This is a genomic window from Kitasatospora sp. NPDC001261, from assembly GCF_042896795.1.
In the GTDB taxonomy this organism is placed as follows: Bacteria; Actinomycetota; Actinomycetes; order Streptomycetales; family Streptomycetaceae; genus Kitasatospora.
On record NZ_JBIAXP010000022.1, the window covers coordinates 75,867 to 97,310 of the forward strand.

The window sequence follows — 21,444 nt, forward strand, 5'->3', positions numbered from 1 at the left end:
CCAGCTCACCGCCGTCCAACCCACCGCTGTGCAGCCCACCGCGTGACACCGGACCGCTCGACCGAAGGGAATCGTCATGAGGCGCTGTCCAGCCACCAGCGGACACGAGCGAAGTCGACGCGGCCGCCGACACGGAGGCCGACCCGGGATGGACACGCTCCGCGACCGCCTCGTCGGGGCCGTGCTCACCCTCCTCCTCGCGTTCGCGACGGCCTCCGGCTCCTTCGCCGCCCCCGCCGTGGCACACGCGCCCAGCCGTGACCCCCGCACCCCCGCCACCGGCACGACGACCGCCCCCGCCGACCAGCGGAACGGCCGCCACGACGTCCGCCAGCAGCCCGTGACCCTGGCGAAGACCGGCACCGACACCACCACCGGCAGCACCACCCAGGCCGCCCAGGGCGACACCGTCCGCTGGGTCGTCTCCGCGACCAACCCCGACGGCGCACCGGTCAGCACCACCGTCACCGACGCCATCCAGGGCGGCCCGGGCAGCACACCGCAGACCCAGTCCTACGTCCCCGGCTCGCTGCAGGTGCCCCCCGGCTTCACCAAGCAGTGGTCCACCGACGGCGGCACGACCTTCTCCGGCACCGACCAGGGCGCCGCCACCAACGTCGTCCAGGCCACCAACCCGACGCTCTCCTCCCCGGCGACCGGCCAAGTGGTCCAGATCCCGCCGCCGTTCACCCCGATCAACACCGCCACCGGCGGCGACGGCTTCACCCCCATCCGCTACACCGCCACCATCAACGGCGTCCCCACCCCCGAGATCTGGAACATCTACCACCACGGCTTCTCCAACACGGCCAGCGTGGTCTGCACCGACCTGCTCACCAACGGCCCCTGCCCGACCCCGACCGGAGCCCCCGCCACCTGGCCCCAGGCGCTGAACTCCTCCGCCGCCGACACGACCACCGGCGACATCGGCAGCACCCGCACCCCGACCTACGTGCAGATCGGCTCCCGGCTGTACTACGCCGCGATCAGCCGCGTCACCCAGGCACTCATCGGCGTCGGCTGCATCGACCTCCAGGCCCAGACCAGCTGCGGCCTCACCCCGCTCCAGACCGGCACCGGCCTGGTCATCGGAGGCGTCGTCCAGGCACCCAACCAGCTGATCTACGCGGTTTCCGGCACCGGCGAGATCCTCTGCTACGACCCCGTCGGCAACTCCTCCTGCGGCACCTTCACCATCGGCCTGCCGCCCAACGAGGGCCAGGTCGCCTTCAGCGGCGACTACGCCGGCATCATGCGGGTCATCAACGGCAAGATCTACGTCACCGACAACCAACTGGCCCCGCTGCCCACGGTGATGTCCTGCTTCGACCCGTCGACGAACGCCGCGTGCACCGGCTGGGCCACCCCCAAGACCGTCGTCACCCCGACCGGCACCGAAGCCGCCCGCGCCGACAACGTCTTCGAGATGTACGACACGGCCGGCACCGTCACCGGCGTCTGCACGGCGGTCGGCGGCGTCGAACTGGCCGTCACCCCGCCGGTCGGCACCGTCGTCTGCTTCGACTTCGCCGGCAACCCCGTCGCCGCGCCCCCCGGCCTGCAGACCCTCCTCAGCACCAACGTCGCCCCCGGCGAATCCAACTTCCAGGTGCCGCTGACCATCACCGCCCCCAACGGACACCTCGAAACCGAGTTCCCGTTCTGGATCTACCTCAGCATCTCCCCCACCTCCAACAGCTCCGAGTTCTGCTACGACTGGAACACCCAGGCCCCCTGCGCCCAGTACGGCACCAACGGCGTCGTCAACGGCCCGCCCAACGTCAACGGCGGCGACACCAGGCCGTACGGCTTCGCCTACGACGGCCAGTGCAAGTACAGCCTCGGCGACACCGGCTACCTGTTCTCCATCGACCCGATCACCGGCGCCTCCCCCTGCCTGAAGACCAAGGCCCAGGGCAGCCTCAACCCCTCCGCGTACTACTGCGACGGGGCCACCGGGCACGTGAGGTCGTACGGCACGGTCAGCCTCCTCGGCCTCGACCCCACCACCGTCGACTTCACCCAGTCCTCGGTGACCGTCCTGGCCTCCGACGGCACCACCATCGGCACCTTCCCGTTCAACCCCACCACCGAGACGGCGGACATCTCATCCGTCCCGACCAGCGACTCACCGATCCAGGTGATCGCCAACCTCACCCTCGTCAACGGGTCGTCCTTCACCCCCGGCAACCACCCGCAGATGCAGGTGACCTTCGTCGGCGACGCGCCGCAGATCTGCTTCGAGACCACGGTCTCCACCGACTGCTCCGTCACCGCCGTCTCCAACCAGGCCTCCGCCGTCACCAACGGCCAGCCGCCCGTCACCTCCAACACCGTCACCCTCCAGGTCACCCCCGGCGCCGAGTGCGCGCCGAAGCTGGAGATCCTCAAGGAGGTCTGCACCTCCACCAACGCCGCCGACTGCGGGCCCGGCGGCCCCGGGCCATGGGCCAAAACCACCACCCTCGCCCCCGGCGGGACGGCCTACTGGCGGATCACCGCGACCAACACCGGCCTGGTCAACATCACCGGCATCACCCTGGACGACACCGTCACACCGTCCTGCGTGACAGCCGCCGGGACGTTCGACCTGGCAGCCGGCGCCTCCCATCAGATCTTCTGCAACCTGCCGGGCGTCACCCAGTCGACGACGAACACGGTGACCGCCTCCTTCCCCGGCCCCGGCGGCACACCGGTCAGGACAGGGCCGTCGGAGGCGAGCGCCGTCGTCCCGTCGCTGGCCATCAACAAGGAGGTCTGCACCTCGGCCAACGCCGCCGACTGCGGTGAGGGCGGCGCGGGGCCGTGGGCCAAGACCACCACCGTCGCCCCGAACGGGACGGCATACTGGCGGATCACCGTCACCAACACCGGCACGGTCAACGTCACCGGCATCACGCTGAACGACACCGTGACGCCCTCGTGCGTGACGGCCGCGGGGACGTTCGACCTGGCGGCGGGCGCGTCCCAGCAGGTGTTCTGCAACCTGCCGGGCGTCACCCAGTCGACGACGAACACGGTGACGGCCTCGTTCCCGGGGCCTGGTGGCACCCCGATCACCACGCCCCCGTCCGAGGCGAGCGTCGACGTCCCGTCGCTGGCCATCAACAAGGAGGTCTGCACCTCCGCGAACGCCGCCGACTGCGGCGCCGGCGGCGCGGGACCATGGGCCAAGACCACCACCGTCGCCCCGAACGGCACCGCGTACTGGCGGATCACGGTCACCAACAACGGCCCGGTCAACATCACCGGCATCACCCTCGCCGACGCCATCACACCGGCCTGCGTCGCAGCCGCCGGCACCTTTGACCTCGCCGCAGGCGCCTCCACACAGGTCTTCTGCAACCTGCCGGGCGTCACCCAATCCACCACCAACACGGTCACGGCCTCCTTCCCCGGCCCTGGCGGCACCCCGATCACCACGCCGCCGTCCGAGGCGAGCGTCGACGTCCCGTCCCTGGCCATCAACAAGGAGGTCTGCACCTCGACCAACCCGGCCGACTGCGGCACCGGAGGCGCAGGCCCGTGGGCCAAGACCACCACCATCGCCCCGAACAGCACCGCCTACTGGCGCATCACCGTCACCAACACCGGCACGGTCAACATCACCGGCATCACCCTCGCCGACGCCATCACACCGGCCTGCGTCACAGCCGCCGGCACCTTTGACCTCGCCGCAGGCGCCTCCACACAGGTCTTCTGCAACCTCCCAGGCGTCACCCAATCCACCACCAACACCGTCACCGCCTCCTTCCCGGGACCCGGCGGCACACCCATCACCACACCGCCCTCCGAAGCGAGCGTCGACGTCCCGTCCCTGGCCATCAACAAGGAGGTCTGCACCTCCGCCAACGCCGCCGACTGCGGCACCGGAGGCGCAGGCCCGTGGGCCAAGACCACCACGGTCGCGCCGAACGGCACCGCGTACTGGCGCATCACGGTCACCAACAACGGCCCGGTCAACATCACCGGCATCACCCTCACCGACTCAGTGACGCCCTCGTGCGTGACGGCCGCGGGGACGTTCGACCTCGCCGCAGGCGCCTCCACACAGGTCTTCTGCAACCTGACCGGCGTCACCCAATCCACCACCAACACCGTCACCGCCTCCTTCCCCGGTCCCGGCGGAACACCCATCACCACACCGCCCTCCGAAGCCAGTGCCGACGTCCCCTCCCTGGCCATCAACAAGGAGGTCTGCACCAGCACCAACCCGGCCGACTGCGGTGACGGCGGCGCCGGCCCCTGGGCGAAGACCACCACCGTCGCGCCGAACGGCACCGCCTACTGGCGCGTCACGGTGACCAACAACGGCCCCGTCAACATCACCGGCATCACCCTCACCGACGCCATCACACCGTCGTGCGAGACGGCCGCCGGCACCTTCGACCTCGCCGCAGGCGCGTCCCATCAGGTGTTCTGCAACCTGACCGGCGTCACGCAATCCACCACCAACACCGTCACGGCCTCCTTCCCCGGTCCCGGTGGCACCCCGATCACCACACCGCCCTCCGAAGCGAGCGTCGACGTCCCGTCGCTAACCATCAACAAGGAGGTCTGCACCTCCGCGAACGCCGCCGACTGCGGCGAGGGCGGCGCAGGCCCCTGGGCCAAGACCACCACCGTCGCCCCGAACGGCACCGCGTACTGGCGGATCACCGTCACCAACAACGGGCCCGTCAACATCACCGGCATCACCCTCGCCGACACCGTCACGCCGTCGTGCGTCACAGCCGCCAGCACCTTCGACCTCGCCGCAGGCGCCTCCCATCAGGTGTTCTGCAACCTGACGAGCGTCACGCAATCCACCACCAACACCGTCACGGCGTCCTTCCCCGGCCCCGGCGGAACACCCATCACCACACCCCCTTCCGAGGCCAGTGCCGACGTTCCGTCCCTGGCCATCAACAAGGAGGTCTGCACCTCGACCAACCCGGCCGACTGCGGCACCGGAGGCGCAGGCCCGTGGGCCAAGACCACCACCATCGCCCCGAACAGCACCGCCTACTGGCGCATCACCGTCACCAACACCGGCACGGTCAACATCACCGGCATCACCCTCGCCGACGCCATCACACCGGCCTGCGTCACAGCCGCCGGCACCTTTGACCTCGCCGCAGGCGCCTCCACACAGGTCTTCTGCAACCTCCCAGGCGTCACCCAATCCACCACCAACACCGTCACCGCCTCCTTCCCGGGACCCGGCGGCACACCCATCACCACACCGCCCTCCGAAGCGAGCGTCGACGTCCCGTCCCTGGCCATCAACAAGGAGGTCTGCACCTCCGCCAACGCCGCCGACTGCGGCACCGGAGGCGCAGGCCCGTGGGCCAAGACCACCACGGTCGCGCCGAACGGCACCGCGTACTGGCGCATCACCGTCACCAACAACGGCACGGTCAACCTGACCGGCATCACCCTCACCGACTCCGTCACACCGGCCTGCGTCACAGCTGCTGGCATGTTCGACCTGGCGGCGGGCGCGTCCCATCAGGTGTTCTGCAACCTGCCGGACGTCACACAATCCACCACCAACACCGTCACGGCCTCCTTCCCCGGCCCCGGCGGCACACCGATCACCACACCGCCCTCCGAGGCGAGCGTCGACGTCCCCTCGTTGACGATCAACAAGGAGGTCTGCACCAGCACCAACCCGGCCGACTGCGGTGACGGCGGCGCCGGCCCCTGGGCGAAGACCACCACCGTCGCCCCGAACGGCACCGCCTACTGGCGGATCACCGTCACCAACAACGGCACGGTCAACCTGACCGGCATCACCCTCACCGACACGGTCACGCCCTCGTGCGAGACGGCCGCCGGCTCCTTTGACCTCGCCGCAGGCGCGTCCCATCAGGTGTTCTGCAACCTGCCAGACATCACCAAGCTGACGACGAACACGGTGACGGCCTCCTTCCCAGGGCCCGGTGGCACCCCGATCACCACACCGCCCTCCGAAGCGAGCGTCGACGTTCCGTCGCTGACGATCAACAAGGAGGTCTGCACCTCCGCGAACGCCGCTGACTGCGGTGAGGGCGGCGCGGGACCGTGGGCCAAGACGACCACTGTCGCGCCGAACGGCACCGCTTACTGGCGGATCACCGTCACCAACAACGGCACGGTGAACCTGACCGGCATCACCCTCACCGACACGGTCACACCGTCGTGCGTCACAGCTGCTGGCACCTTCGACCTGGCGGCGGGCGCTTCCCATCAGGTGTTCTGCAACCTGACGAGCGTCTCCCAGTCAACGACGAACACGGTGACGGCCTCCTTCCCAGGGCCCGGTGGCACCCCGATCACCACACCGCCCTCCGAAGCGAGCGTCGACGTTCCGTCGCTGACGATCAACAAGGAGGTCTGCACCTCCGCGAACGCCGCTGACTGCGGTGAGGGCGGCGCGGGACCGTGGGCCAAGACGACCACTGTCGCGCCGAACGGCACCGCTTACTGGCGGATCACCGTCACCAACAACGGCACGGTGAACCTGACCGGCATCACCCTCACCGACACGGTCACACCGTCGTGCGTCACAGCTGCTGGCACCTTCGACCTGGCGGCGGGCGCTTCCCATCAGGTGTTCTGCAACCTGACGAGCGTCTCCCAGTCAACGACGAACACGGTGACGGCGTCCTTCCCCGGCCCTGGTGGCACCCCGATCACCACTCCGCCCTCCGAGGCGAGCGTCGACGTTCCGTCCCTGGTCATCAACAAGGAGGTCTGCACCTCGACCAACGCCGCCGACTGCGGTGACGGCGGCGCGGGACCGTGGACCAAGACCACCACCGTCACCCCGAACGGCACCGCCTACTGGCGCATCACGGTGACCAACAACGGCCCCGTCAACATCACCGGCATCACCCTCGCCGACTCCGTGACGCCGGCTTGTGTCACGGCTGCCGGATCGTTCGACCTCGCGGCAGGTGCCTCCAAGCAGGTGTTCTGCAATCTGCCGGGCGTCACCAAGTTGACGACGAACACGGTGACAGCGTCCTTCCCTGGCCCTGGTGGCACCCCGATCACCACGCCGCCCTCCGAGGCGAGCGTTGACGTTCCGTCCTTGGCGATCAACAAGGAGGTCTGCACCTCGGCCAACGCCGCCGACTGCGGTGACGGCGGACCCGGCCCCTGGGCCAAAACCACCACCATCGCGCCGAACAGCACCGCCTACTGGCGCATCACCGTCACCAACAACGGCACGGTGAACCTGACCGGCATCACCCTCGCCGACTCCGTGACGCCGGCTTGTGTCACGGCTGCGGGGACATTCGATCTGGCGGCAGGTGCCTCCAAGCAGGTCTTCTGCAACCTGCCGGGCGTCACCAAGTTGACGACGAACACGGTGACAGCGTCCTTCCCTGGCCCCGGCGGCACCCCGATCACCACACCCCCGTCCGAGGCCAGTGCCGACGTCCCGTCCTTGGCCATCAACAAGGAGGTCTGCACCTCCGCAAACGCCGCCGACTGCGGTGACGGCGGACCCGGCCCCTGGGCCAAAACCACCACCATCGCGCCGAACAGCACCGCCTACTGGCGCATCACCGTCACCAACAACGGCACGGTCAACCTGACCGGCATCACCCTCACCGACACGGTCACGCCGGCCTGCGTGACAACTGCGGGGACATTCGACCTCGCGGCAGGTGCGTCCAAGCAGGTCTTCTGCAACCTGCCAGGCGTCACCAAGTTGACGACCAACACCGTCACCGCCTCCTTCCCGGGCCCCGGCGGCACCCCGATCACCACACCGCCGTCCGAGGCGCGCGTGGATGTGAGCGGCACCAGCGTTCCGTCGCTGAGCGTCGACAAGGAGGTCTGCCAGTCGGACAAGTCCGGCGACTGCGGTGAGGGCGGCGCCGGGCCGTGGGGCAAGGAGGTGACGCTGCACAAGGGTGGGGCGTCCGAGGAGCCGTGTGCGCCGGACAAGTGCCAGGCGTTCTGGCAGATCACGGTGACCAACACCGGCACGGTGGACCTGACCGGGATCACGCTGAACGACCGCCAGGAGGTGTCCTGCACGGTGGCGGCCGGGACGTTCGATCTGGCCGCGGGGCAGACGAAGAAGTTCTACTGCTCCAGCCTGATCAGTGAGGACACCGTCAACACGGTCACCGCCTCCTACGTGCCGCCGAACTCGCCGCCCGGGACCGAGCCGGTGACCACTCCGCCGTCCTCCGCGCTCGCCCGGTGCACGCCGCCGTGCGAGAAGGAGGAGTGCCACGAGCACAAGCCCGGCCATGAGAACGGCAATGGGAACGGCAGTGGCCACGGCAACGGCAACGGCAACGGCAACGGGAACGGCAACGGCCAGGGGCCGGAGCACGGCAGCACCGGTCCCGGCGAGCACCCGCAGGGCGGGCACCAGCAGCACCACGAGGGTGGGCCGCTGCCGGACACCGGCTCGTCGGTCCGGCTCTACGCCGCGACCGGTGCGGCGCTGGCCGGTCTCGGTTCGGTGCTGGCCCTCCTGGTCCGGGCGCGCAGGCGCCGGGTGGGCGGGGTGAGCGAGTGAGCCCGACAAGGCCGGACCGGTCCTGACGGGCCGAGGGCGGTGGCCCGGGAGGAAGTCCTCCCGGGCCACCGCCCTTGTGCGGCCGTCACGGAGGCATCCGGTCGGAATCCGCCGTCGACGCGGGCCCTGGACCTGGCCGCCTCCTTCAGGGGACCCTACGGGCATGGAGTTCTTCTGCTACCACCGCGACCGGCCCGGCTCCGGGACGTTGCGCCGCGAACTGCTGGAACAGCACTGGTCGTACATGGACGGGTACGCGGAGGAGTTGATCGCCCGGGGCCCGACCCTCACCGAGGACCGCGACGCCCCCACCGGCAGCGTGCACATCATCGACCTGCCCGATGCCGCCGCGGCCCGGGCGTTCGCCTTCGCCGAGCCGGGTTACCAGGCGGGCGTCTACCGGGACGTGCTGCTGCGGCGGTGGAGCAACACGCTGGGGCGCACCATGTGGGACTTCCCCGGCGGCCGGACCGGCGGCAACCGGTACCTGGTGCTCGGCCTCGGCTCGGGGCCGGCCGTCGACCTCGCCGTGCCGGCCGGCCGGGACGGGCTGATCGCCTACGGTCCGCTGCTGTCCGACGACGGCACCGCCTGGCTGGGTACGGCCGCGCTGCTCCGGGCGCCGGACCGGGATGTGGCGGGCGCCGTCCTGACCCGGGAGCGGTACGCCGACATCGAGGTGCACGACTGGCAGTTCGGCGGGCGGCCGTCCTGACCGGCCGGTCCTGAGGCCGGTGCGCCGGGCCTGCGTCCGCCGCGGCCAGTGCCAGATCCGTCCGCCGTCCGCCCCTAGGAGACCTCGTGCGGGCGGTTCCTCGCGGCCTACCGTGGCGGGGTGAGCGAGGAGACGGACGGGTGTACCGGGCGGGTGCTGGTCCTGGTGCTGCCCGAGGTGAATCTGCTGGACCTCGGCGGTCCTGTGCAGGTGTTCGACGCCGCGGCGCAGCTCGGCGGCGGTTACCGGCTGGAGTACGTCGCCGAGGCGGACGCTCTGCGGTCCGCCCAGGGCCTGCGGCTGGCGGGGCTGGCGCCGCTGGACACGAGCCGGGCGGCAGCCGGTGACCTGGTGCTCGTGCCGGGCCCCCGGCTGACCGGATCCGACCGGCTGGTGGCACCCGCCGTCGTGCGCTGGGTGTGTGAGGCCTACGACGCGGGTGCCCGGGTGGCGTCCGTGTGCAGCGGTGCGGTCGTCCTGGGGGAGGCGGGGCTGCTGGACGGCAGGGCGTGCACGACCCACTGGTCGCTCACCTCGGCGATGCGCGACCGGTACCCGCGGGCCCGGGTGCGTGAGGCCGCGCTCTACGTGCACGACGGGCGGATCAGCACCAGTGCGGGCATCTCGTCGGGGATCGATCTCGCGTTGTCCCTGGTCGAGCGGGAGCGCGGCCCGGAGCTGGCCGGGCGGGTCGCGCGTGAGCTGGTGCTGTACCTGCGACGGGACGGGGACGCGGCACAGATCAGTCCGTTCCTGCGGCACCGCGACCACGTCCAGCCCGCGGTGCACCGGGTGCAGGACCATCTGGCGCAGCACCTGGACGCCGCCTTCACCCTGCGTGAACTCGCCGGCATCGCCGGGCTGTCCCCACGCGGTCTGACGCGGGCCTTCACCGCGGCCGCCGGCCTCACCCCGTTCGCCTACCAGCGGCAACTGCGGCTTGAGCGGGCCCGCGCCCTGCTGTCCGGTACCGACCTGACGGTGGAGGCGGTCGCGCTGCGGTGCGGGTTCCGTGACGCCCGGCAGCTGCGCCGGGTGGTCGCCGACGCCTTCGGGGCCCCGCCCTCGCTGCTGCGGGCGCCACTGCGGCCGACCGCCTGACGGGCCCGGCCTCCTCGGCGCAGAGCCTCTTCTGCGACCGGTTTCCCCCGATCTCCTCCGATTTCCCCCTTTCCCGTTTCCACGAGGGCCGACGGCACCGTGCTGCCGGAACGTGCCCGGATTGTCAAGGTATGTCTTGTTCGCGATGAGTTCCGGGCCCCGCAGGGGGCACCGGGTGCTGCGCCGTACCGGCCGGGTGCTGCTGGGCACGGGTCTGGCGGCCGCGTCCTTCGCGGGGATCGCCTTCGCGGGGGTGAGCGCGTCGATGGCGGACAGCTTCGCCGCCGCGCCCCGCGGATCCGGTGCCCGGGGGTGGCCGACCGCCCGGCCGGTGCCGGAGGGCAGGATCACCGTGGCGGTCGCGGTCAGCAACGAGGGCTCCGTGGCCACCGACGTCCTCGCGCCCTACCAGGTGTTCGCCGAGTCGCCGACGATGTTCGTCTACACGGTGGCCGCCGAACGCCGTGTCTCCCCGCTGTCCGGCGGTGCCCATCTGCTGCCCGACCACACGCTGGCCGAGGTGGCGGACGGCACTCTGCCGGAACCCGACGTGGTAGTCGTGCCCGCCGTGACCGACCCCGCCGGCGCGGGCGAGGAGCGCCTGCGCCAGTGGATCGTCGAACGCCACCGCAAGGGCGCCCGGATCCTCGGGGTGTGCGCGGGCTCCGAGCTGCTGGCCGCCTCCGGTCTGCTCGACGGCCGCGAGGCCACGTCGTTCTGGTCCAACATCGGCTCCCTGGAGCGCGGTTACCCGAAGGTCGACTGGCAGCGCGGGCGGCGCTACGTCGAGGACGGGCGGGTGACCACCACCGCGGGCGTCACCTCCGGCACCGTGGGCGCGCTGCGGCTGGTCGGGGAGCTGGCCGGCGAGGCGGAGTCGGCCCGTATCGGCACCGGCCTGGCCTACCCCGGCTGGACTCCGGACGGGCCGACCGCGATACCGGCCAACCACCTCGCCCTCGGCGACCTCCCGTACGCCCTCAACGCCGCGTTCCCGTGGCTGCGCCCCACCACGGCCATCGGCCTGGTCGACGGCGTCGAGGAGATCGACGCGGCCGCCGCCTTCGAGGGGTACGGCGGGGTCTCCTTCGCCACCCGGACGCTGGTGATCGGCGCCGGGGACACCGTCACCACCCGCCACGGCCTGGTCCTCGTCACCCGGCCCACGACGGGAGGCGCCCACGGGGCGGACCGCTTCGTGGTGCCCGGCGTCAGGGACGCCTCCGGCCTCGACGGTGCGCTGGGCGACTGGGCCCTGCGCAACGGGCTCGCCGCCGAACTGCCCGGCGGAGGGCGGCGGTCCGGGGAGTTCGGCTTCGATCCGGTCCTGCGGGACCTCGCCGAGCACGGCGACCGCCGGACGGCACTGACCACCGCGAAGTTCTCCGAGTACCCCTCGGCCCATCTGGAGCTGACCGGCGCGTCCTGGCCCTGGCGGTCCACTCTGCTGGCCGCGGCGGCGGTCGCCGTGAGCGTGGGGGTGGGGCTGGCACCGACGGCGGTCCGGCACACGGTTCGACGGCGGCGCCGCGCCGCACCGGGCCGCTGAGGGGGACCCGCCGGGGCCGGGGCGGCCCGTGGAGCGGCGGCCGTGCCGTCCGTCAGATCGGATCCGTCTTGATCGTTCCGACGCACAGGGCCCAGATGACGAGGGCGTCGATCGCGATCAGGACGATGGCCCACAGGGGGTAGTAGGGCAGCCAGAGGAAGTTGGCGATCATCCCCAGCCCTGCCACGACCAGACCGACGATGCGGGCCCAGGCGGCGCCGCTGAAGACCGCGACACCCGCCACGACGACGAAGACGCCGAGGATGAGGTGGATCCATCCCCAGCCCTCGGTGTTCATCGCGTACACGTAGCTGCGGGTGACGACGAGCAGGCTGTCGTGGGTGATGGCGGCGCTGCCCTGGAAGATCGCCATGAGGCCGGCGGTGATCAGCATGACCCCGGCGAAGATGGTCCACCCTGACGCGTAGGGGTACTGCTCGCGGCCCCGGGCGGTGGGGCCGACTCCGGACGTACTGCTGGCCATGACACGGTCTCCTTCGATCGCGGTCGCCTCGCGGACGGGGGACGGGGACGGGGACGGAGGGACGAGCAGCCGGGTGGAGGGGCTCCGGACGACCCGGAGCGGGGCACCCGCACCGGCAGAGCCCCACATTCACCGTAAGACCGGACCCTCCATCCCGCCGTCGGACGACCGGCCCGCCCGACCGCTGCCCCGGCCGCCGCCCCGCCCTCGCCCGGGCCGTCGCGGGCACCACACACGGAATCCGCTTGACCTTGACACCGTGACAAGCCCTTCACTGAGGCCCAGGAGGTGGTCCTGATGACCAGGCCGGAAGAGGACAGGGACACGATGCGGGCGGCGCTCCGCGGGCTGGAGCACGACGACCCGTCGGTGCGCCTGCGGGCGGCGCTGGCCGTCGGCACGAACCCGGACGCGGGGTTCGTCCGCCCGCTCGTCGGGCGGTGCGCGGTCGAGCCCGAGTTCTCCGTGCGCGAGATGCTCACCTGGGCGCTCACCCGGCACGAGGCGGCGGTGACCGTGCCGCTGCTGCTCGGCGAGGTCCGCGCGGAGCGGGCGCAGGCCCGGAGCCAGGCCCTGCACACGCTGTCCAAGATCGGGGACCGGCGGGCGTGGCCGGCGATCACGCCGGCGCTGCTGGCCGACGCCGACGAGGAGGTGGCCCGCAGCGCCTGGCGGGCCGCGGTCGTGCTCGTACCCGAGGACGGGGTGCCCGCGCTGGCCGTAGTGTTGGCGGCTCAGCTCGGGCGCGGCGGACGCGAGACGCGGCTGAGCCTCAGCCGGGCGCTGGTCGCGCTCGGGGAGGCGGTGCTGCCGACGCTGGGCGCCGCGACGACGGACCCCGACCCCGGGGTGCGCGCGCACGCGCTCGCCACCGAACGGCTGTGGCACGACCCGGACGCCGGGTTCGAGCTCGCCGTCGAGGAGGCGAAGCGCACGGCGGTCTTCGGCGAGGGCCGCCAGGAGGGACGGTAGGCAGTGTTGATCGGCGACGTCGCCCGACGGTCGGGGGTCAGCGCCCGCATGCTCAGGCACTACGAGTCGCTCGGGCTGGTGCGTCCGACAGGGCGCACCGGCTCCGGTTACCGCCGGTACGCGGACGAGGACATCCGGCGGATCTTCCACATCGAGAGCCTGCGGTCGCTGGGCCTGTCGCTGCGCGACGTCGGACGGGCCCTGGACGATCCCGGCTTCGCGCCCGCGGAGCTCGTCGAGGACCTCATCCTCCGGACCCGCGAGCGCATCGCGGCGGAGACGGAGCTGCTCACCCGGCTGCGGCGGATCGACGCCGCGGAGCCCGCCGGGTGGGAGGAGGTCCTCCGGGTCGTCGCGCTGCTCCAGGCCCTGGAGTCGAAGAGCCCGGGGGCGCGGCAGCGCGCCGCGCTGTCCGCGGGCGAGGACGCGGCGGTGCCGGTGGAGGCGCTGGTCGAGGCCGTGCTGGGCGAGTCGGACCCGATCGTCGCCGGGGCGCTCCGGTGGGCGCTGGCGCAGTCGGGCGGGGACGGGACGGCCCTGCTCGCGGAGGGGCTGGACTCGCCGGCGGCCGAGGTGCGCGAACGGGCCGTCCGGTGCCTCGCCGAGCTGCCGGACGGGACGGCGACCGCACTGCTGCGGGACGCCCTCGGGCACCCGGACGCCGTGGTCCGCAGGTACGCGGCCCTGGCGCTCGGGGCCCGCGGCGTGGCCGACGCGGTCCCGACGCTCATCGACATGATCGTCGGGGCGACGAACGACGCCGACGCGGCGGACGCGCTGGGCGCGCTGGCGAACGGCTCCGCTCCGGTGGACGATCCCGCGCCGGCGGACGGCGCCACGTCGGCGAGCGGCCCCGCGCTGGCGGACCGGATCGCCGCCGGGCTGGTCGACCGCCTCGCCCAGGAGGCCGTCGGCCCGGACGCGCGCCGGCGGCTGACCCAGGCGCTCGCGGACGTCCCGGGCGGTACGGCGTCCCGCGCCCTCGAAGCACTCGCGCGGGACGAGGACCGTGCGGTCGCGCTGACCGCGACGTACATTCTCAAGCTGCGCGACACGCGGTAGCCGCGCGGCGGTCGGGGGACGGTCGGGGGCGGGTTCGAGGTGGGGGTGGCATGACAGGGGCCGGGCGGTTCCGTCGGCAGCGGCGGCTGTTCCTCTCGGTGGCGATCGACACGTTCGGCTCCGGCGTCTTCCTGCCGCTGTCGCTGCTGTTCTTCGTCACCGTCCGGCACTTCCCGGCGGCCGCCGCGGGCACCGCCGTGACGGTCGGGTCGCTCGCGTCCTTCGCCGTCGTGCCGCTCTGCGGACGGGCCGTCCAGGCGGTGGGGCCCAAGTCCTGCCTGGTCGTCAGCAACGTCCTGACCGCGCTCGGGTACGGGCTGTTCTTCGCGGCCGGGAACCTGGTCACCGTGGCGGCCGCCACCTTCCTCGTGACGGCCTCCGACCGCCTCTACGGCGCCGCCTGGCCCACCCTGGTCGCGCGGTTCGCGAAGCCGGAGGAGCTCACCGAGTGGTTCTCCGCGGTCACCGTGCTCAAGACGACCTCCCTGGGCGTCGGCACCCTGGGGGCGACCGCCCTGATGGCGCTCGCCGGCGGGCACGGCCTGGAGGTCGCGCTCGCCCTGAACAGCGCGAGCTCCCTCCTCGCGGCCGCCCTCCTGCTGGGGGTGACCGTGCCGGCCGCCGAGCGGCCCGGGCTCCGGGCGGCGAGGTCGAACACCCGGGCGGCGCTCGGCGACCGGCCGTTCCTGTCCCTGGTCGCGTCCCAGACGCTGCTCTCGGCGGCCTGGCTGATCCCGACCGTCGCCTTCCCCCTCTACCTGGTGGAGGGCCTCCACCAGGCCGCCTACTGGCCGACCGTCGTGGTCGCCGTGCGCTACGCCACCGCCACCACCCTGCAGATGCGGATCAGCCGGCTGCTGTCCGGCTGGAGCCGCTCGCGGGTCCTGGGCCTGTCGATCGGCGCGGCGGCCGGCGCCATCGCCCTCACCGCGACGGTCTCCACCGCCCCGCACGCCCTCCAGGGCCCGCTCGCCGTCCTCGTGGCGGTGGTGCTGGCGCTGGCCGAACTGGCCTCGAAGCCCACCGCGGCCGCGACGGCGGTCGCCATGGCGCCCAAGGGCGACGAGGGACCGTACATGTCCCTGTTCCAGCTGACCTGGACGGTGTCCTACGCGGTCGGACCGGCGGTCATCGGCCTGGGCCTGCAGAACCCCCCGCTGCTCTGGACCGCGCTGGCCCTCTGCGTGGCGGCCAGCGCCCTGGCCCACCGCCTCCGCACGCCCTGGCGGTCCCGGCCGCAACCGCACGGGCCCTCGGTCCGTGGGCTGCGGGAGGAAGCCGAGGCCCCGTAGCCGACGCCCCGGACGCCCCGGACGCCCCGGACGCGCGGGCCGGGCGTCAGTGGCGTACCGGCGGCTGCTCGGCGGCGCCGTAGGCGCGCAGCTGGTACGGGAGCGCGGACGGGCGGCACCACTGGAGGTCGAGGCCGCAGGCGCCGAGGACGGCGCCGAAGGCGTGCCGCATCGCGTCCTGGACGGCGGTACGGGCCCGTGCGGCCCGCTCGGCGGCGGGGGTGTCGCCGTCGGCGGCCGCGGACAGGCGGCGGGAGGGGTTCCAGCGGAGGTCGGCGACGCCGGTGGTGTCGTCGCCGTCGTCGACGGGCCGGCACGGGGCGAGGGTGATGCCGGGCGCGTGCAGGTGGTCGGCGACCGGCAGCCCGGCCAGCGCGGCGGTGCGGCGCACCGCGTCGACGACGTGCGCGCCGATGCCGAGGTCCTGCGGGCGGGACCCGGCCGGAGCGGCGGTGTCCCGGCCGGCGTCCTGTCCGGTGGCCGGGGCGGGGCCGCTGGTACGGCCGACCCTGGTCTCCCCGTCGAGCCAGCCGGCCTCGACCTCGATGCCGAAGGCCGGCAGGAACTCCGCCAGGGCGTTCTGCATGCTGCTGGTGACGACGCGACCGGCGGCGGAGGCCGGCTGCTGGAACTCCTCCATGGCCGCCGCGGCGGCCAGCCGGGGGCCGGGCTCCCAGTGCAGGGCGATCAGGCCGGCGCAGTCGTCGGAGTCGTCGAACGGCCGGGCCGGGCGCAGCTGGACGCCGGGGCCGCGTCCGCCGTACCCGACGGGCAGACCGGCCAGGAGGAGCGCCTCGGTGACGCGGTCGGCGAGCAGCGGGTCGATCCGGGGCCCGCCCCGGGAGGTGCGTTCCGCAGCCGTGTCCTGCCGTGCGGCAGCCGTGTTCACGCCGTCCTCCTCCGGGTCCCTGGCGGCGGCCGACCGCCTGCGCCCCGAGCGTACGGCGTACCCGGACGGACCGTCGGCGAATCCCGGAACCCGGCCACCGCGGCGCGCCCGCCGGGAGGGCGGGCGCACCGGCGGTGTGCGTCCGGTCAGTTCCAGGGGTTGGCCGGCTGGTCGTTGATGGCCGTCCAGAAGCGGGTGTTGTTGGGGATGTTGCCGTAGGCCCAGAAGGTCCAGCCGCCGGTCTGCGACAGGTCGGTGCCGTAGTGGCCGTCGTGGAACTCGGCCTCGCGCCAGCCGGCGCCGAAACCGGCCTGGCAGACGCTGTCGGCCGCGGCCCGGCTGTTCAGGCGGGAACCCTTGACCGGCTGGCTGAGCGCGACGGTGCCCTGCGCCCAGCCGTTGTGGAAGGCGATGGTGAGCCCGTCCGGGGCCGGGCTGCCGTCGACGTTGAGGCAGAGCACGGGCAGCGAGACGGACGGCGCGGTGTCGCCGTTGTAGGCGTTGCTCGGGCTGCCGCCGGGGCCGCCGACCTGGACGGTGCCGTCGGGGCCGTAGGAGACGACGGACCAGGTCATCCCGAGGTGGGTGGCCGGCCCGGTGGCGGCCGAGGCCGGGGCGGCGGTGAGCGGGATCAGGGCGGCGGCGGCGACGGCGGTCGCGGTGGCGACGGCCTTCTTCAGACGGTTCATCGACTGCTCCTGGGTTCGGGGTCCTCACTGGGCGACCGGCTCGTTTCGGCCGGTGCACAAGAAACTTCTCAACCGAACGCACACAACTGGCATGATCTGATCATCAGTTCGTCACGACTCGCGCCCGTCCTCCACGGCGGCCGGTCCGGTCCGGCCCCGCGGGCCCCAGGGAGGGACGTTGGAGTTCAGGATCCTCGGCTCGCTGGAGGTGTGGACCGGCGACGGCCGACGCATCCCCTCCGAAGGCTCCCGGCAGGAGCGGCTGCTCGCCGCCCTGCTGCTCAACGCGGACTCCTCCGTACCGGTCGCCCGCCTGGTGGACACCGTCTGGGACGAGCGGCCGCCGGCCACCGCCACCCGCCAGGTCCGCAACCTCGCCGGGGTGCTGCGGCGCCGCTTCGCCGAGGCCGACCCGGACGCGCCGCCCGTCCTGCTCACCGACGGCCGCGGCTACCGCATCACGCTCACCGGCCACCGCCTGGACGCCCGCGACTTCACCGACCGACTCGCCCTCGCCCGCGCCGAAGCCGCCGCCGGGCGGACCCCGGAGGCCGTCGACGGGCTCCGCTCCGCACTCGCCCTGTGGCGCGGACCGGCCCTCGACGGACTCGCCGTGGACGCGGACGCCCCGGGCGCCGTCGCCCTGGACGAACTGCGGCTGACCGCCTGGGAGGAGTGCCTCGACCTGGAACTCGCGCTCGGCCGGCACCGTACGGCCGTCCCCGAACTCACCGCGCTGGTCGCCGACCACCCGCTGCGGGAACGGTTCACCGGGCAGCTGATGCGCGCCCTGCACGGCTCCGGACGCACCCCCGAGGGGCTCGCCGCCTACCGCCGGTTCGCGGAACGGCTGGCCGACGAACTCGGGCTCGACCCCGGTCCCGAGCTGCGGGCGCTGCACCTGGAGCTGCTGGCCACCGAACCGGTGCCCGCCGCCCCGGCCCGGGCCGATGAACCACCCGCGCCGGCGCCACCCGCGCAGGCGCAGGCGCCGCCCGCCCAACTCCCGCCCGCCCTGGCCACCTTCGTCGGACGCGACGCCGAACTGCGGGCCCTGGACGCGCTGCTCACCGACCCGGCGGACCAGGAGGCCGGGCCGGCCGCCGCCGCGTGCGCGGTCTGCGCCATCTCCGGACCGGCCGGGGTCGGCAAGACCACCCTCGCCGTCGACTGGGCCCACCGGGTCCGCGACCGCTTTCCGGACGGCCAGCTCTACGCCGACCTGCACGGCTACTCCGTCGACGCGCCGCTCGCCCCGCGCACCGTCCTGGCCCGCTTCCTGCGCGCCCTCGGCGTGCCCGGCGACCGGATCCCCGCGGCAGCGGACGAGGCGGCCGCGCTCTACCGCTCCCGACTGGCCGACCGGCGGCTGCTCGTGATCCTCGACAACGCCCGCGACGCCGAGCAGGTCCGCCCGCTGCTGCCCGGCGCCCCGGGCTGCCGCACGGTGGTCACCAGCCGCACCCGGCTCGACGGACTGACCGTCCGCAACGGCGCCCGGCCGCTGGTGCTCGACGTCCTGCCCGCCCACCAGGCCCTCGAACTGCTGGCCCGCATGGTCGGCGAGCACCGCACCCGCGCCGAGCCGCGCGCCGCCGCCGAACTCGCCGACGCCTGCGGCCGACTGCCCCTCGCCCTGGCCGTCACCGCCAGCCGCCTGGCCGCCAGCCCGGACCGCAGCCTCACCGACCACGCCGCCGAACTCCTCGACACGGAGCACCGGTTGAGCGCCCTCCAGATCGAGGGCGACGACACCTCGGCGGTCCGCGCCGCCTTCGACCTCTCCTACCGCTCACTGCCCGGCGAGGCCCGCGACCTGCTCCGGCTGCTCGCCCTCGTCCCGGCCGTCGGCATCGGCGCCGACGCGGCCGCCGCCCTGGCCGGCGCCCCGCCCGCCGCCGTCCGACCCGTCCTCGACCGGCTGGCCGCCGCCCACCTGCTCACCCCCGAGGACCGCGACCACTACCGGCTCAACGACCTCCTGCGCCTCTACGCCGCCGAACGCTGCTCCGTGGAGACCAGCGCCGCCGAACGCCGCGCCGCCCTGGTCCGCCTCGGCTCCTGGTACCTCCACCGCGGCCACTCCCCCGCCTTCCTCCCCACCCACCCCGCCGCCGACCACCCGGCCCGCCTGTACGGCCTCCACCTCGACGAGTGGGTCGAGGTGGACCGCCTGGCGGCCGCTGCCGCCGCCGCAGCCGAGCCCCCGCCGGGCGGCTAGAGCCAGCCGCGGCGGGCGGTCTTGAGGCCGGCTTCGAAGCGGCTGGCCGCGTCGAGGCGTTCCATCAGGACGGCCATCTGGCGGCGGACGGTGCGTACCGAGACGCCGAGGCGTTTGGCCGCCGCGTCGTCCGTGAGGCCGGTGGACAGCAGGCGCAGGAGTTCGCGCTCGCCGGTGGTCAGGGTCAGCGGCGGCGCGCCGTCGGGGTCGTCGGTGATCGGGACGGCGGTCTCCCAGGTCTGTTCGAACAGGGCGACCAGGGAGGCGACGATGCCCGGCTCCCGGGTGCACAGGGCGCCGGCCCGCGTGTTCTCCGGGTCGATCGGCAGCACGGCGGTGCTGCGGTCGAAGACCAGCATCCGCGGCGGCAGCACCGGTGCGGTGCGCACCTCGCCGCCGAGGCCGGACATCCAGCGGGCGTAGTCGAGGGTCTCCGGGGCGTCGTGGATGCTCTCCTGGTAGATGGTGCGCAGGCTGACGCCGCGTCGCAGGGCGTCCTCGTCGAGCGGCCGGGAGGCGGCCAGGCTGGCCGCGGACTGGGCGCCGCCGGGCATCACCGCCAGGACCTCGGTGGTCAGCCGGGCGGTCAGCACCTCCAGCTTGTCCTGGATGGCGTCGAGGCCGAGCAGCCGTTCGTGGTCGCCCACCGGGGTATCGGTCCGCACCTTGGCGTACTCCCCCAGGGCCCGCGCGACGGCGGCCTTGGAGGCGGCCAACTCCTGCTGTCGACGGGCGAGTTCCTCCTCCTGGCGGCGCAGCAGGATCTCCAGGCCGCGCTCCGGGCTGACCGGCCGCAGGGTGCCGGGCCGCTCGCGGGAGGTCCGTAGCAGGGTGAGGTCGGCGAGCCGGTCGAGGGCCGCGCGCACGGCGGCCTCGGGGAGGCCGAGCCGGTCGCAGAGTTCCGCGACCCCGCCTTCCGGGTCGGCGAGCATTCCTCGGTAGACGGCTTCCGCGGTGGCGTCCAACCCCAGCAGTTCCAGCACTTCTCGACCCCTGATCCCCGTGGACGATTCCGTATGCCCGGTCGGCCCGGGCCGATCCTTCCCCCGGCCGGAACCCCTCGCAAGGGCATGATCCGGTCAACGGCCCCCGCCGCTGCCGCCCTTCGCGGTTCTGCAGCATGCTGCCTGTCCTGTTCCTGCCCGCCGAATTCCCTTCCCGTGGCGGCCCGCGGACCGGGAGGATTCGCCGTGCGCGCATTCCCCGAATTCCCGGACACCCAGAACTGCGTTATCCCCCAACGAAGTTCCCGCACAGAACAGGAATCCGCCGTGGCCGTCCGTCCACTCGCCGCCGTCCTCCTGACCCTCGCCCTCGCCGGCTCCGCCGCGCCGGCCTTCGCCGCCGGTGCGACCGCCACCGACGCCCCGTCCGCCGCCCAGGGCCCGGGTGGCGGGATCGGCTGGGACAACCCCTCCGCCCGGTCGATCGGCTGGGACGCCCCGCCCGCCGACGACGCCGTCGTCGTGCAGGCCTGACCTGCGGTGTTCGCAGTCCAGCTGACCGTGCCGGCCGGTGCCGCCGCCCCCTCGGGAGAGGCGGCGGCCGCGGCGATCCAGGCCGCGCTGTGGGCGTGCGCCGCCCCGGACGACGGCCTGGAGCACGTGCGCGCCCGCGCCGTGCCCGAGGGCGTCGGCCTGGTGCTCTACGTCCGCGCCGCCGACGAGGCGGCAGCCCGGTCGAGGGCGCGGAACCTGCTGGCCAGGGCCCTGCCGGCGGCCGTCCGGCTCCCGTCCGGCCGCCGCTGAAGAACGCGCCGGGGCGCGCTGGAACGCACCGGGCCCCGCTGCGGCCCGCGCCGTACCCGAGGGCGTCGGCCACCCGCCGTCGCGCCCGGGCGCTTTCCGGCCTTCCAGGCAGCTTTCGACCGGTTCCTCCCGCCCGGGAGATTGGCCGGTTCTTTGCTGTCGCTTTACCCCGTCATGGCTGACACACCATCAGAACGTCGGCCGTCCACCCGT

At 73.3% G+C, this 21,444-nt stretch carries 14 protein-coding genes; 10 read left to right on the forward strand and 4 right to left on the reverse strand.

Annotated features, from left to right (window positions below; translation table 11 throughout):
* The first annotated feature begins 148 nt into the window (after positions 1-148).
* From ACFY4B_RS27895 to ACFY4B_RS27910, 4 genes are all read left to right on the forward strand, one after another.
* Entirely contained in the window at positions 149-8,509 is an 8,361-nt protein-coding gene (locus ACFY4B_RS27895; protein WP_387972429.1) for a hypothetical protein, read from the forward strand.
* Between the two features lie 163 nt (positions 8,510-8,672).
* Entirely contained in the window at positions 8,673-9,224 is a 552-nt protein-coding gene (locus ACFY4B_RS27900) for a YciI family protein (protein ID WP_387972432.1), read from the forward strand.
* 120 nt (positions 9,225-9,344) lie between these two features.
* Positions 9,345-10,325: a GlxA family transcriptional regulator gene (locus ACFY4B_RS27905; protein ID WP_387972435.1), complete on the forward strand. Its 981-nt coding sequence runs from the start codon at positions 9,345-9,347 to the stop codon at positions 10,323-10,325.
* Positions 10,326-10,470: 145 nt separating this feature from the next.
* Positions 10,471-11,874, forward strand: coding sequence for a DJ-1/PfpI family protein (locus ACFY4B_RS27910; RefSeq protein ID WP_387972438.1), 1,404 nt, complete (start codon positions 10,471-10,473; stop codon positions 11,872-11,874).
* Positions 11,875-11,926: 52 nt separating this feature from the next.
* Here ACFY4B_RS27910 and ACFY4B_RS27915 read toward each other — a convergent pair whose 3' ends face one another.
* Complete coding sequence (locus tag ACFY4B_RS27915; RefSeq protein WP_049656746.1) at positions 11,927-12,358, reverse strand: hypothetical protein; 432 nt, start codon at positions 12,356-12,358, stop codon at positions 11,927-11,929.
* A gap of 297 nt (positions 12,359-12,655) precedes the next feature.
* On the opposite strand from ACFY4B_RS27915, the gene ACFY4B_RS27920 reads away from it, so the two are divergent.
* The 3 genes from ACFY4B_RS27920 to ACFY4B_RS27930 are packed head-to-tail and all read left to right on the forward strand — an operon-like array spanning position 12,656 to position 15,684.
* Positions 12,656-13,330 (forward strand): HEAT repeat domain-containing protein, encoded by a 675-nt coding sequence (locus ACFY4B_RS27920; RefSeq protein ID WP_049656759.1) that lies wholly within the window; start codon positions 12,656-12,658, stop codon positions 13,328-13,330.
* A 3-nt stretch (positions 13,331-13,333) separates the two neighbouring features.
* Positions 13,334-14,392, forward strand: a complete 1,059-nt coding sequence (locus ACFY4B_RS27925; RefSeq protein WP_387972441.1) for a HEAT repeat domain-containing protein — start codon at positions 13,334-13,336, stop codon at positions 14,390-14,392.
* Between the two features lie 50 nt (positions 14,393-14,442).
* Positions 14,443-15,684 carry an MFS transporter gene (locus ACFY4B_RS27930; RefSeq protein WP_387972444.1) on the forward strand — a complete coding sequence of 414 codons (1,242 nt, stop codon included), beginning with the start codon at positions 14,443-14,445 and terminating at the stop codon, positions 15,682-15,684.
* A 46-nt stretch (positions 15,685-15,730) separates the two neighbouring features.
* Here the strand turns inward: ACFY4B_RS27930 and ACFY4B_RS27935 are convergent, their stop codons facing one another.
* A complete protein-coding gene (locus ACFY4B_RS27935; protein ID WP_387972447.1) occupies positions 15,731-16,573 on the reverse strand; it encodes a hypothetical protein in 843 nt (280 codons plus the stop codon).
* A gap of 146 nt (positions 16,574-16,719) precedes the next feature.
* Complete coding sequence (locus ACFY4B_RS27940) at positions 16,720-17,262, reverse strand: hypothetical protein (protein WP_387972449.1); 543 nt, start codon at positions 17,260-17,262, stop codon at positions 16,720-16,722.
* A 178-nt stretch (positions 17,263-17,440) separates the two neighbouring features.
* Here ACFY4B_RS27940 and ACFY4B_RS27945 point away from each other — a divergent pair, with 178 nt between their 5' ends.
* On the forward strand, positions 17,441-19,483 hold the full coding sequence (locus tag ACFY4B_RS27945) for a BTAD domain-containing putative transcriptional regulator (RefSeq protein ID WP_387972452.1): 2,043 nt from the start codon (positions 17,441-17,443) through the stop codon (positions 19,481-19,483).
* Here the strand turns inward: ACFY4B_RS27945 and ACFY4B_RS27950 are convergent.
* A complete protein-coding gene (locus ACFY4B_RS27950; RefSeq protein WP_117486809.1) occupies positions 19,480-20,466 on the reverse strand; it encodes a LuxR C-terminal-related transcriptional regulator in 987 nt (328 codons plus the stop codon). The genes ACFY4B_RS27945 and ACFY4B_RS27950 overlap by 4 nt on opposite strands.
* Positions 20,467-20,754: 288 nt before the next feature.
* Between ACFY4B_RS27950 and ACFY4B_RS27955 the strand changes: the two genes are divergently transcribed.
* Together ACFY4B_RS27955 and ACFY4B_RS27960 are read left to right on the forward strand one after the other, a co-directional pair.
* Positions 20,755-20,961 (forward strand): hypothetical protein, encoded by a 207-nt coding sequence (locus ACFY4B_RS27955; RefSeq protein WP_387972455.1) that lies wholly within the window; start codon positions 20,755-20,757, stop codon positions 20,959-20,961.
* 6 nt (positions 20,962-20,967) lie between these two features.
* The gene (locus ACFY4B_RS27960) at positions 20,968-21,231 is read left to right on the forward strand and encodes a hypothetical protein (protein ID WP_387972458.1); all 264 of its coding nucleotides are present in this window, start codon (positions 20,968-20,970) and stop codon (positions 21,229-21,231) included.
* Positions 21,232-21,444 lie beyond the last annotated feature (213 nt).